This is a genomic window from Chachezhania sediminis, assembly GCF_009765275.1.
Lineage (GTDB): Bacteria > Pseudomonadota > Alphaproteobacteria > Rhodobacterales > Rhodobacteraceae > Chachezhania > Chachezhania sediminis.
The window spans coordinates 767,995-780,522 of the sequence record NZ_VOPH01000003.1 but is presented as its reverse complement, the minus strand read 5'-3'; the positions used below and the strand labels follow the sequence as shown (position 1 = coordinate 780,522).

Genomic DNA, 12,528 nt, shown 5'->3' with positions numbered 1-12,528 from the left:
TCACATCTTCGTAGCCGCTGGTGCCGGCGTGATCGAGCGGCGTTTGATCACAACCTCGCGCCAAGTAATATAAGAAATCGAGCCCAGGATAAGCGACCCGCCCACCAGCACCCAGATGTCCAGCGGTTCGCCGAAGGCCACCACGCCCAGCACCGTCGCCCAAAGAAGTTGCAGGAAGGTGACCGGCTGGGTCACGTTCAAGGGGGCATAGGCCAGGGCCAGCGTCATCGTATAGTGCCCCGTTGTCGCCAGCGCCGCCACCACCAGAAGGATCCCGGCATCGGGCCAGCTGATCGGCACCCAGACGGCGATGGCCAGGGGCGCCAGCGCCAGCATGACCCAGACCGACAGCATTGCCACCACCATCGGGGGATTGGTTTCGTCCGTCGTGATCTTGGCGATCAGGTAGGACCCGCCAAAGACGATGCCCGCGCCGACCATGGCCAGGTGGCCCATCTCGATCTCGCGCACGCCGGGGCGCAGGATGATGACCATGCCTACCAGTGCCACCGCGATGGCCACGATCCGGCGGACCGCCAGCGCCTCGCCCAGGAACAGGGCCGCGCCGATGGTGACGTAGATGGGAGAGAGGTAGTTCAGCGCCGTCACGTCCGCGAGAGCGATTCGGGACATGGCATAGAACCACAGCACCACGCCCGCCCCGTGCATCAGACCGCGCGCGATGAACAGGCCCCACAGCCGCGGTGTCAGGGTGGTGGCCAGGATCGGCCGGATCATCGGGATCAGGAAGACCAGCCCGAACAGATACCGCAGGAAGGCGGATTGTGCCGCCGGGATATCGCTACCCAGCATTTTGACGCCCGCATTGACGCCAACGAACAGCATTCCTGTCAGAAGCATCCAGAGAATCGCGATAACGGGGCGAGGCGAACGTTTGTCAGGCATCGTCACGTGTTCAACACCCTGCGCCTGCGCCGATCAAGACATGAAACGCCCGGGCCCCGGACAACGCGGGAAACTGCGCCCGCCCGCCGTGCCGCCGCAGGTGCCCCCTGTCGTGGCCGCGGCGCCGCTGCCATAGTGCCGCAAAACACGACAGACGGAGGAGAGAAATGTTCAGCCAATCCGAACTGGGGTACTCTGCCATTCCCCTGCCCGACCGCTTCGAGCTGACCGACGAACAGGCGCGCGGCGAGGCGCTGGCCTTCCTCGACCGGATGAGGCGGCGCCACACGACGCGCGATTTCGTCGACACGCCCGTGCCACGCGACCTGATCGAAACCGCGATCCGCACCGCCGGCACCGCGCCGTCGGGCGCCAATCACCAGCCCTGGCACTTCGTGGCGATTTCCGAACCGGCGCTGAAGGCCCGGATCCGGGAGGAGGCCGAGGTGGAGGAACGCGCCTTCTATGCCGGCGGCGGCGGCGACGAATGGATCCGGGCGCTGGAACCCATCGGAACCACGGCCGAAAAACCGCACCTGACCATCGCACCCTGGCTGATCGTCGTCTTCGCCCAGCGCTGGGGCACTTTCGCGGACGGCACGCGGTTCAAGAACTACTACGTCCCCGAAAGCGTCAACATCGCTACAGGCTTTCTTCTGGCGGCGCTGCACCATGCCGGCCTGTGTACGCTGACCCACACGCCCAACCCGATGAAGTTCCTGAACGGCGCGCTGGGGCGCCCCGCCTCGGAAAAGCCCACCATGATCATCGTGGTGGGCCATCCCGCGCCCGACGCCACCGTGCCGGCCGTGGCCAAGATCAAGAAACCGCTGGAAGAGATCGCAACCTTCCTCGACTGAACCGACGGCAATCGGTATGGCTGCGTGCGCATCTGGCATCACTTTCGACCGCGAAGGGCGGTCGGGACTGCCGAAATGACTTTGAAACCACCGCAATTGGTGATTGTCCTCGGGGCAGGAACCGGATTTTCGAGACAGCGAGGAATTTAATGGCGGATCCAAACGTCGCAATGCACCCGATGGCCCCACATCATCTGCCATTCTTCATTCCGGGGCCGGATGGATCGGACCAGATGTTGGTGACGGTAGCGGTGCTGCTGGTCGTCGGCATCTTCGTGGCAGGGGCGCTTTACCTGAAGCTGCATTCGCTGCCGGAACACATGGCGCATGGCGTGAACCGCACCCAGTACCAGCTGGTCGCGATCCTGGCGCTGATCGCGCTCTTCACCCATGAAAACCTGTTCTGGGTCGCAGCCCTGCTGCTGGCCGCGGTGCAGTTGCCGAACCTGATGTACCCGCTGGAAAGCATCGCCGCCTCGTTGGCGAAGGCCACGGGGCGCGACTACGACTATCAAAGCTTCGACGACACGCCGCCCGACCAGGCACAGCACGACGCCGAGGCGCCGTTGGGCGGCCTGAACAAGAACGACACCATGGCAGCCGCGGAGGCGAAGCGCGATGTTTGAATTCATGTTCGCCTCGATGGTCACGATCCTGCCGGACTACCTGTTCCGCCGTTACGTGCAGGGCAAGCGCATCGGCAAGGAAATCACGCTCTTTTCCGTCTGGCACGTGCTGCGTTACGGCATCACCGGCTGCGCCATGCTGACGGTGCTGCTGATCACGATGATCTTCTACTTCCACCCCTCGACCACCAGCGCGATGTCCTTTTTCCGGACCGTCACGATCCTGCCGGAAACCCCGGGCCGGGTGGTTTCGGTCAACGTGGCGAACCTGCAGGAGGTGAAGGCCGGCGACGTGCTGTTCACGCTGGACGATGCACGCCAGAAATCGGCGCTGTCCTCGGCCGAGGCGCGGGTGAAAGAGGTCGAATCGACGATGGAGCTGGTGAAGGCCCAGCTGCACGCCGCGCAGGCGCAGTCGCAATCCACCAAGGCGACGCTGGACCAGGCCAAGAACGAATTGCAGCGCAACCTGGACCTGCAGACCAGGAACGCGAATGTCGTCTCGGGCCAGGAAATCGACCGTCAGACCGCCCGTGTGGCGGCGCTGGAATCCTCGTACGAGGCAGCCCAGGCCAACGAGGATTCGATCGAGGCGCAGCTGAGCGACCAGTTGCCGGCCCAGCTGGACACCGCCCGGGCGGCAGTCGAGCAGGCGCAGGTCGAACTGTCCTTTACCCAGGTCCGCGCCGGCACCGACGGCACGCTGCAGCAGTTCAACCTGCAGCCGGGCGATTACATTAACCCGATCCTGCGGCCCGCAGGCCTGATCGTGCCGGCCCATTCCGGGACCGACCGGATCCAGGCGGGCTTCGGCCAGCTGGCAGCGCAGGTAGTCAAACCCGGCATGATCGCCGAGGTCTCGTGCATGTCGTTGCCCTTCACCGTAATCCCGATGGTGATCGTGGACGTGCAGGACGTGATCGCCGCCGGCCAGTTCCGCCCGACCGACAACCTGGTCGACGCGACGCTGATCCCGCAGGCCCCCGGCTCCATCACCGCGATCATGGAGCCGCTCTATGCCGGCGCCCTGGACAGGCTGCCCCCGGGAAGCCGCTGCGTGGCCAATGCCTATACCTCGTACTACGACCTGCTGGACAGCGGAGAGGTCACGGGCATCCGGGCGCTGGGTCTGCATGTCGTCGACACCGTGGGCCTGGTCCACGCCGCGATCCTGCGCGCGCAGGCGGTGCTGGCGCCGGTGCGCCTGCTGGTCCTGTCCGGCGGCCACTGATCCCGTCACGATCCCGACCAGATCCAATAGGGGGCCGGTGCAGCGATGCACCGGCCCTTTTTTTTTGAAGCCGTCAGGCCGGGATCAGCGCCACGACCTTGATCTCGACCAGCAGCCCGGGATGGGCCAGTTCCGGCGTGCCCACCCGGGTCCAGGCACAGGTGCCGCGCGGGAACCGCCGGTTCTTCACGGTCCGGAACACATCCATGTGGCGGGCCATATCGACGTGATAGGTCGTCATCTCGACCACGTCATCGAAGCTGCATCCCCCCGCCGTCAGGACGGCCGCCAGGTTGTCCCAGCACGCTTCGAACTGTGCTTCCGGGTCATGGATCACGTTCAGGTCGGCATCCCGCCCCACCTGCCCCGCGCAGAACAGCAGCCCCCCGGCCCGCACGGCCGGCACATAGCCGGTCCGTTCGACAAGCGTTTCCATCCCCGGCGGGACGACAAGATCACGGGTCATTCAAGGTCTCCATTGTTCTTCCCCGACCATTGCGTCAGCGCCGGTCCCCCGCAACACGGACTGACGCGAAAGCCGGCCCGTAGGGTGCGTGCTCTGCACGCACCGTTCCCTGCACCCGCCTGTTCACCCGCAACGCGTGGACCGCACGGCAGGACTCCACACCTCAGTCCACCGCGGGTAAAGTAGCGCAAAAGGCTGGGGACGGGCATGGGCACGACGGACAGCGTCCGGCACCGCAAGGTGTTCTACATTCCGGGCTACGACCCGGTCCACGCCCGCCGCTACCGCGAGCTTTATCGTCGCGAGGGCGCGGAGCAGGCGCGGATTTCCGGGTACGAGCTGCAGATGCTGCCGCGGGCCGCCGGAAACGGCCCCTTCGGCTGGACCGCCCTGGGCGGGATCGAGGGCGGTCAGGTCCGCGTCGATGTCGATGTGCTGGAATGGTCCGACATCGTGAAGGGCAGCATGGAACAGACGGTGGCCAATACCTACCTGCAGCTGGCGCAGGCGGTATGGGCCTATGTCGGGTCCGGCATCCTCTTCCGGCTGATGAAGCTGCGCAAGGGCCCCGTGATCGCCGCCCTTTATCCCGTCGGCGTGCTGCTGGGGCAGCTACTGGCCGTGGTCTTGACGATCTGGGCGCTTAACTTTGCCGGCCGCTGGATCGGCGGCGCGATTTCGGGCACCGGCACCGGCAACGGCATGTTCGCGGGCGGGCTGATCGGGCTGATCGCCGGATACTATGCCGCCGCCGCGCTCTTCCGCTGGTTCCGCAAGATCGACAACCGGCTGATGGCGTATTACCTGATGCACGACTATGCGTTCTCGGCCCGGTACGGCGGCGCCAACCCGCCCGCGCTGGAAAACCGTATGGCCAGCTTTGCCGACCGTATCGCCGCCTCGCTGGTCGAACCCGGCATCGACGAGGTGCTGGTGGTCGGCCATTCCTCGGGCGCCCATATCGGCGTGTCGGTGCTGGCCGACCTGCTGCGGGACGGACGCATCCCCGACCATGGCGCGGAACTCGGGTTTCTGACCCTTGGGCAGGTCGTGCCCATGGTGTCCTTCCTACCGAAGGCCGACCGCCTGCGCCGCGACCTGGCGGACCTGTCGGCGACCGACCGTCTGACATGGATCGACGTGTCGGCCCCCGGCGACGGCTGCGCCTTCGCGCTCTGCGATCCGGTGTCGGTCACGGGTGTTGCCCCCGAAGGCAAGCGCTGGCCGCTGGTGATTTCCTGCGCGTTCACCCAGACGCTCAGCCCCGAACGCTGGAACGAACTGAAGCACCGCTTCTTCCGGCTGCATTTCCAGTACCTCTGCGCCTTCGACCGGCCCGGGGACTATGACTATTTCCGGATCACCGCCGGGCCGCTGACACTGGCCGAACGGTTCGCAGGCCGCCCGCCTTCGCAAAGCCGCATCGAAACGCCGGTGTCCCCCCATACCTCGCAGGCCGCCCCGTGACGCCGCCCAAGCCGCCGGCCCGGCCCGACAGGGTGTCGCTGCGACGCTATCTGCAACTGTTCCGCGCCGATCTTCTGTCGGCCCAGCCACAGCGGCTGTACCGGGCGTGGATGGCGGAGTTCAAAACGCCCTTCTTCCGGTCCTTCCTGATGAACCAGCCGGAACTGGTGCAGACCCTGCTGAAGGACCGGCCCGACGACTTTCCCAAGGCCGCCCGCGTCAGCGAAGGCCTGCGCCCGCTGCTGGGGCAATCGGTCTTCATCACCAATGGCGAGACGTGGAAGCGCCAGCGCCGGATCATCGACCCGGCCTTCGAAGGTGGCCGCCTGAAGGAAACCTGGCCCGCCATGCTGGCCGCGGCCGATGCAGCCGTGGCGCGCCTTGACGCCGAAGCCGGGGACCAGCCGGTGGAGATCGAGGTCGTCACCAGCCACGCCGCGGCCGATGTCATCTTCCGCACGCTGTTTTCCATCCCCATCGAACACGAGGTGGCGACAGAGGTCTTCCACCTTTTCCGCGATTACCAGCGGGAACAGCCCATCGTGAACCTGGGGGCCTTCCTGCCCCTGCCCGCATGGGCACCGCGGTTCTTTTCCCGCCGGACGCGGGCGACGGCAAAGGCCATCCGCGCGCTGATCACCGGGCTGACAGCCGAACGCCAGCGGGCCATCGCGAAGGGCACCGCGCCGGACGACCTGGCCACCAAGATCATGACCACCGCAGACCCGCAGACCGGCGCACACTTCGATACCGAAGAGATGGTCGACCAGGTCGCCATCTTCTTTCTGGCGGGGCACGAAACCTCTGCCTCGGCCCTGGCCTGGTGCCTATACCTGCTGGCCACCCACCCGGAATGGCAGGAAAAGGTCGCGGCCGAGGCACAGGCGCTGGCCGATCCGTCCTTTGCCACGGTGGCGGGGCTGACCGTCGCGCGGGACGTCTTCCGCGAAACGCTGCGGCTTTACCCGCCCGTCCCGATGATGGTCCGGGAAGCCGCGCGGCCCGAATGCTTCCGCGACCGGAAGGTGCCAAAGGGTTCGCCCCTGATCATCAGCCCCTGGCATCTGCACCGCCATGAACGGCTATGGGATGCGCCCGACGACTTCGATCCCGGCCGCTGGCAAACCGAAAACGGGCGCGAATGCCAGCGGAAGGCCTATATCCCCTTCTCGGCAGGTCCAAGGGTCTGCACGGGCGCAGGTTTTGCGATGGTCGAAGGCCCGCTGCTGCTGGCCGCCCTGACGCGCGCATTTCGGTTTGAGGCGACGGACCCGCCCCCCGTTCCCGTCGCGCACCTGACGGTCCGGTCGAAAGACGGGATCTGGCTGAAGGTCGCAAGACGCGACGTCTAGGCACGTGCGGGCCACTTGCCCTTGCCCGCAGGCAGAGCTAGGCCAGCGGAATGCGAATTCTATTCCTGGGTGATGTGGTGGGCCGTTCCGGCCGGGCCGCGATAGCTGAGCGGTTGCCGGCCCTGCGCAAGGACTGGCGGCTCGATTTCATCGTCGTCAATGGCGAGAACGCGACAAGCGGGATGGGCCTGTCTGGCGATCACGCCCGGGCGCTTCTGGATGCCGGGGCCGATTGCCTGACGCTGGGCGACCACGCCTTCGACCAGAAGGACATGATGTCCTTCATCGAGAAGGAGCCGCGCATCGTGCGCCCCATCAACTTTGCCAAGGGTGCACCGGGCCGCGGGTTCCGGCTGTTCAACGCGCCGGGCGGGCGCAAGGTGCTGGTGGCGCAGGTGTTGGGCCAGGTCTTCATGCGCCGCGGCTTCGAGGATCCGTTCGGGTCGATCGAGGCGGTGCTGAAGGCCCATCCCCGCGGCGGTCTGGCCGATGCGGTCATCGTCGATGTCCATTGCGAGGCGACGTCGGAAAAGATGGCCATGGGCCACTGGTGCAACGGCAAGGCCAGCCTTGTGGTGGGCACCCATACCCATGTGCCGACGGCCGACATGCGGATCCTGCCGGGCGGCACGGCCTACCTGTCGGATGCCGGCATGTGCGGCGACTATGACAGCGTGATCGGCATGGAAAAGGCCGAGCCGATGCGCCGCTTCGTGACCGGCATGATCAAGGACCGTTTCACCCCCGCTGCGGGCGAGGCGACGCTTTCGGGCATCTTCGTGGAAACCGACGACACCACAGGCGCCGCGAAACGCGCGCAGATGGTGCGGGTCGGCGGATTGCTGGAACAGGCCGCGCCATGACGCTGAAGCCCGGGCACGGCTTGCTGGCCGTGCTGATCCTGGTGGGCGCCGGCTGGGGCGGGACGCAACCGCTGACCAAGATCGCCGTCAGCACCGGTTACGGGCATTTCGGTTTGATGTTCTGGCAGACCGCCATCGGCGCCGTCTTCATGACCACGCTGGTGATCCTGCGGGGCCGGCCGGTGAAGCTGGACCGCCGGGCGCTGGCCTTTGCGCTCGCGATCTCGCTTCTGGGGACGGTGATCCCCAATACAGCGGGATACATTGCCGTCCGGCACCTGCCGTCCGGCATCATGTCCATCCTCTTGTCGTCGATCCCGATGATCGCCTTCCCGATCTCGCTGGCGCTGGGGCTGGACAGGTTTTCCGCGCGCCGGGTGCTGGGGCTGTCCGTCGGCCTGTCGGGCGTGCTGCTTCTGGTCCTGCCGGACGCCAGCCTGCCGGACCCGGCCATGCTGATCTGGATCCCCGTCGCCCTGGTGGCACCCGTCTTTTATGCCTTCGAATCGAACTTCGTGGCACGCTGGGGCACCGGCGGGCTGGACCCCATCGCGCTTCTGGCGGTGGCCACGGCCATCGCTTCGGTCATGCTGCTGCCAGCGGCGGTGGTGACGGGCCAATTCATCCATCCGATCCGCCCGCTGGGCGCGCCGGAATGGGCGCTGATCGCCTCTGCCGTGATCAATGTGATGGTTTATGCGACATATGTGTGGCTGGTGGGCCGCGCCGGGCCGGTCTTTGCGGCGCAGGTCAGCTATCTGGTCACGGGGTTCGGCGTCTTCTGGGCCATGATGATCCTGGGCGAGCGGTATTCTCCCTTCGTCTGGCTGGCGCTTCTGCTGGTGCTGGGCGGTATCGCCCTGGTTCAGCCGCGCGAAAAGGACGCGCTTGCTGCCGTTCCGGCGACCGAGTAGGAATTCGCGACCGGTCCTGTCCGGTCAAATCCTGCGTGGGTTTCCATCGCAGCCGACCAGATGACTTGAATCCAACCATTTGCGGGCACACCGGATTTCATGCATATTTTTACGATCCCCGAACCCTATGGCGCCATTGTTGCGCTTGCCGTCGTCATCGGGATGTTCGTGCTGTTCCTGCGCGAAACATATCCGACCGAGGTCGTGGCATTGGCCGGCGTCTCGCTGCTGCTGATCCTGGGGATATTGCCCTACGATGCCGCGCTGAAGGTCTTTTCCAACCCCGCGCCCTGGACCATCGCGGCCATGTTCATCATCATGGGCGCCCTTGTCCGGACCGGCGCGCTGGACAGCTTCACCAGCAGGGCCCAGTCCTTGGCCTCGGAACGGCCGCGCATGGCGATTGCCGCGCTGATGGGATTCGTCGTGGTGGCGTCGGCCGTGGTGTCGAACACCCCGGTCGTCGTGGTGATGATGCCGATCTTTGTCCAGATCTCGCGCACGCTGGGGATTTCCGCGTCCAAGACGCTGATCCCGCTATCCTACGGCGCGATCCTCGGCGGCACGCTGACGCTGATCGGGACTTCGACCAACCTGCTGGTCGACGGTGTCGCCCGTGCCAACGGGCAACCCGCCTTTACCATCTTCGAGGTGACGCCGCTGGGCATCGTCCTGGTGGCCTGGGGCATGTTCTACCTCTGGGCCTTCGGCTCGCGCCTGCTGCCCGACCGGGCCAGCATGGCAATGCTGCTGTCGGACCGGTCCAAGATGAAGTTCTTCACCGAGGCGGTGATCCCACCCGAAAGCAACCTGATCGGGCGCCAGGTGACGGGCGTGCAGCTGTTCCAGCGCGATGGCGTGCGGCTGATCGACGTGATCCGCGGCGATGTCTCGCTGCGCCGCAACCTGGACGGAGTCACGCTGGAAGTGGGCGACCGCGTGGTGCTGCGAACCGAGATGACGGAACTTCTCAGCCTGCAACGCACCAAGTCGCTGAAGCGGGTCGACCAGGTGTCGGCGGTCGAGACGTCGACGGTCGAGGTTCTGATTACCCCCGGCTGCAAGATGGTGGGCCGGTCGCTGGGGTCCATGCGCCTACGGCGGCGCTACGGGATCTACGTGCTGGCAGCACACCGCCGCAACCAGAACATCGGCCGCCAGCTGGACGAGCTGGTCGTGCGCGTGGGCGACACGCTGCTGCTGGAAGGCGCGCCGGGCGACATCCAGCGCCTGGCCCAGGACATGGACATGGTGTCCGTCTCGCAACCCTCGGCACAGGCCTTCCGACGGACCCAGGCGCCGATCGCGCTGATCGCCCTTCTGGGGATCGTCGCACTGGCCGCCTTCGGCGTTGCGCCGATCCTGGCGCTGTCGGTGGTGGCGGTGGCGGTGGTGCTGCTGACCCGCTGCATCGACGCCGAGGAGGCGTTTTCCTTCGTCGACGGGCGGCTCCTGTCGCTGATCTTCGCCATGCTGGCCATCGGGGCCGCGCTGGAAAGCTCGGGCGCCGTGAAGCTGGTGGTGGGCAAGATCTCTCCTGTGCTGGAACAACTGCCGCCCTTTTTCATGGTCTGGGCGATCTATCTGCTGACCTCTTTCCTGACGGAACTGGTGTCGAACAACGCCGTCGCGGTGGTGGTGACGCCGGTGGCCATCGGCCTGGCCCAGGCCATCGGGGTGGACCCGCGGCCGCTGATCGTGGCGGTGATGGTGGCGGCCTCGGCATCCTTTGCCACGCCCATCGGATATCAGACCAACATGCTGGTCTACGGCCCCGGCGGCTACAAGTTCACCGACTTCATGAAGGTGGGCATCCCGCTGAACCTTTCCATCGGCCTCCTGGCCTCGGCGCTGATCCCGCTGCTTTGGCCGTTGTGACGCCGGCGGCGGCGCAAGGCGATGTCCATCGCCTTCCAGGGCCCTTCTCACAGGACCCTGGTCCCTGCCCCGGCCGTCAGGCGATGAAACCCGACCGGCCCGCGGTCCGGCCCGAGAAGATGCAGCCCCCCAGGAAAGTGCCTTCCAGCGCGTTCCAGCCGTGATAACCGCCACCGCCGAAACCTGAGACCTCTCCGACCGCGAACAGCCCGGGGACCGGGTCGCCGTCCGGTCCCAGCACCCGCGCGTCCAGATCCGTTTCCAGCCCGCCCAGCGACTTGCGCGTCAGCACGTGCAGCCGCACGGCGATCAGGGGGCCATTGTCCCTGTCCAGGAACTTGTGCGGCGTGGCCGTGCGCAGCAGCCGGTCGCCCCGGTGATGCCGCGCCGCCTGGATCGCTATGACCTGCGCGTCCTTGGCGAAAGGGTTGTCGATCTGCCCGTCCCGCGCCGCGATCTGTGCGCGGATCGCGCCCGCATCCAAAAGGTCCGACCCCGCGATCCGGTTCATGCCGTCGACCAGCGTCTCGATATCCTGGGCCACGACGAAATCGGCGCCCTTTTCCTTGAACGCCTCCACCGGCGCCGGCGCGCCGCCCCCCGACAGAAGCCGTGCGCGGATGACCTCCCTCCAGCGCCCGGACGTCAGGTCGGGGTTCTGTTCCGACCCGGACAGGGCGAATTCCTTCTCGATCACCTTCTGGGTCAGGATGAACCAGGAATAGCCGTGGCCCGATTTCAGGATCTGCTTCAGCGTCGCCCGCGTGTCGAAGCCCGGCAGCGCCGGCGGGTCCAGCCGCCGGCCCTTGGCGTCGAACCACATGGACGACGGGCCCGGCAGGATCCGGATCCCGTGCAGGGGCCAGATCGGGTCCCAGTTGGTGATGCCTTCGGTATAGTGCCACATCCGGTCGCCGTTGATCAGGTTGCCCCCGGCCCGGGCCGCGATGCCCTGCATCCGTCCGTCGACATGGAAGGGCACGCCGGACAACATGTGGTCCGGCGGCGCGCCCAGCGTCTCGGCCGGCCAGGCCTTGCGGACAAGGTCATGGTTCCCGCCGATCCCGCCCGACGCCACGACGACCGAAGCCGCGCGCAATTCGAAATCCCCGGTTTCGTCCCGGTTGGTCTTCTGCCCGCGGGGGCTGTCGTCGGGGGCCAGCACCTGACCGGAAACCCCGGCGATGCGCCCGGCCTCGACCAGCAGGCGGTCGACGCGATGGCGGAAGCGGAAGCCGATCCGGCCTTCGGCCACATGCGCCTTCACCCGGCGGAGAAAGGGGCGCAGGACACCGGGGCCGGTGCCCCAGGTCACATGGAAGCGCGGGACGGAATTGCCGTGCCCGTCCGCCCAGGCGCCGCCCCGTTCCGCCCAGCCGACGATGGGGAACCAGCGAAACCCCATCCGCTTCAGCCAGGGGCGCATTTCACCGGCCGAAAAATCAAGGAAAGCCTCGGCCCAGATCCGGGGCCAGTGATCTTCGGGCCTGTCGAAGCCGGCAGAGCCCATCCAGTCGGTCCGGGCCAGCGTGTGGCTGTCGCGGATGCCCATGCGCCGCTGTTCCGGCGTGTCGATCATGAACAGCCCGCCCAGCGACCAGAAGGCCTGACCACCCAGGAACTGCTCGGGCTCCTGATCCACGATCAGGACGCGCTTGCCCCGGTCGCCCAGTTCCGCCGCTGCGACAAGACCGGCAAGCCCGCCGCCTACGATGATGACATCCGCCTGATCCATGACTTGCCCCCCGTTCGCCTCGGGCACAACTAGAACATGCGATGGCCCCCTTGTCTCGGGTTCCCCGAGGGCCCGGCGAAATCAGGCGTGCCGGACAGGATCGCACGTCCAGCGTCACCCGCCCGTCCCCATCGCATCCGCTCCTGAACCGAAGAGGCCCGAGCCCAAGGGGCCCGAGCCGAGGGAGTTGAAACGAGGGGGCCCAACCGAACGGACCAAACGCGCGATCC

At 66.6% G+C, this 12,528-nt stretch carries 11 protein-coding genes; 8 read left to right on the top strand and 3 right to left on the bottom strand.

What is annotated here, in order from left to right; translation table 11 throughout:
• Positions 1–906 (bottom strand): DMT family transporter, encoded by a 906-nt coding sequence (locus tag FQK05_RS13040; protein WP_233270490.1) that lies wholly within the window; start codon positions 904–906, stop codon positions 1–3.
• Between the two features lie 167 nt (positions 907–1,073).
• Between FQK05_RS13040 and FQK05_RS13035 the strand changes: the two genes are divergently transcribed.
• The 3 genes from FQK05_RS13035 to FQK05_RS13025 all read left to right on the top strand — a co-directional run bounded on the left by FQK05_RS13035 (position 1,074) and on the right by FQK05_RS13025 (position 3,623).
• On the top strand, positions 1,074–1,766 hold the full coding sequence (locus FQK05_RS13035) for a nitroreductase family protein (protein WP_158967379.1): 693 nt from the start codon (positions 1,074–1,076) through the stop codon (positions 1,764–1,766).
• Positions 1,767–1,999: 233 nt separating this feature from the next.
• On the top strand, positions 2,000–2,392 hold the full coding sequence (locus tag FQK05_RS13030) for a hypothetical protein (RefSeq protein WP_158967377.1): 393 nt from the start codon (positions 2,000–2,002) through the stop codon (positions 2,390–2,392).
• Entirely contained in the window at positions 2,385–3,623 is a 1,239-nt protein-coding gene (locus FQK05_RS13025) for an HlyD family secretion protein (RefSeq protein ID WP_158967375.1), read from the top strand. Before FQK05_RS13030 ends, FQK05_RS13025 begins: the two co-directional genes overlap by 8 nt.
• 73 nt (positions 3,624–3,696) lie before the next feature.
• Here FQK05_RS13025 and FQK05_RS13020 read toward each other — a convergent pair whose 3' ends face one another.
• Positions 3,697–4,089, bottom strand: coding sequence for a RidA family protein (locus FQK05_RS13020; protein ID WP_158967373.1), 393 nt, complete (start codon positions 4,087–4,089; stop codon positions 3,697–3,699).
• 207 nt (positions 4,090–4,296) lie between these two features.
• On the opposite strand from FQK05_RS13020, the gene FQK05_RS13015 reads away from it, so the two are divergent.
• The 5 genes from FQK05_RS13015 (at position 4,297) to FQK05_RS12995 (ending at position 10,563) form a co-directional block, all read left to right on the top strand.
• Complete coding sequence (locus FQK05_RS13015) at positions 4,297–5,556, top strand: hypothetical protein (RefSeq protein WP_158967371.1); 1,260 nt, start codon at positions 4,297–4,299, stop codon at positions 5,554–5,556.
• On the top strand, positions 5,553–6,908 hold the full coding sequence (locus FQK05_RS13010) for a cytochrome P450 (RefSeq protein WP_158967369.1): 1,356 nt from the start codon (positions 5,553–5,555) through the stop codon (positions 6,906–6,908). The genes FQK05_RS13015 and FQK05_RS13010 overlap by 4 nt, the downstream gene beginning before the upstream one ends.
• A 50-nt stretch (positions 6,909–6,958) precedes the next feature.
• Positions 6,959–7,771 carry a TIGR00282 family metallophosphoesterase gene (locus FQK05_RS13005; protein WP_158967367.1) on the top strand — a complete coding sequence of 271 codons (813 nt, stop codon included), beginning with the start codon at positions 6,959–6,961 and terminating at the stop codon, positions 7,769–7,771.
• Positions 7,768–8,685, top strand: coding sequence for a DMT family transporter (locus tag FQK05_RS13000; RefSeq protein ID WP_158967365.1), 918 nt, complete (start codon positions 7,768–7,770; stop codon positions 8,683–8,685). Before FQK05_RS13005 ends, FQK05_RS13000 begins: the two co-directional genes overlap by 4 nt.
• A 99-nt stretch (positions 8,686–8,784) precedes the next feature.
• Positions 8,785–10,563 (top strand): SLC13 family permease, encoded by a 1,779-nt coding sequence (locus tag FQK05_RS12995; RefSeq protein WP_158967363.1) that lies wholly within the window; start codon positions 8,785–8,787, stop codon positions 10,561–10,563.
• 76 nt (positions 10,564–10,639) lie between these two features.
• On the opposite strand, the gene FQK05_RS12990 is transcribed toward FQK05_RS12995, so the two are convergent.
• Positions 10,640–12,298: an FAD-binding dehydrogenase gene (locus FQK05_RS12990; protein ID WP_158967361.1), complete on the bottom strand. Its 1,659-nt coding sequence runs from the start codon at positions 12,296–12,298 to the stop codon at positions 10,640–10,642.
• Between the last annotated feature and the right edge of the window lie 230 nt (positions 12,299–12,528).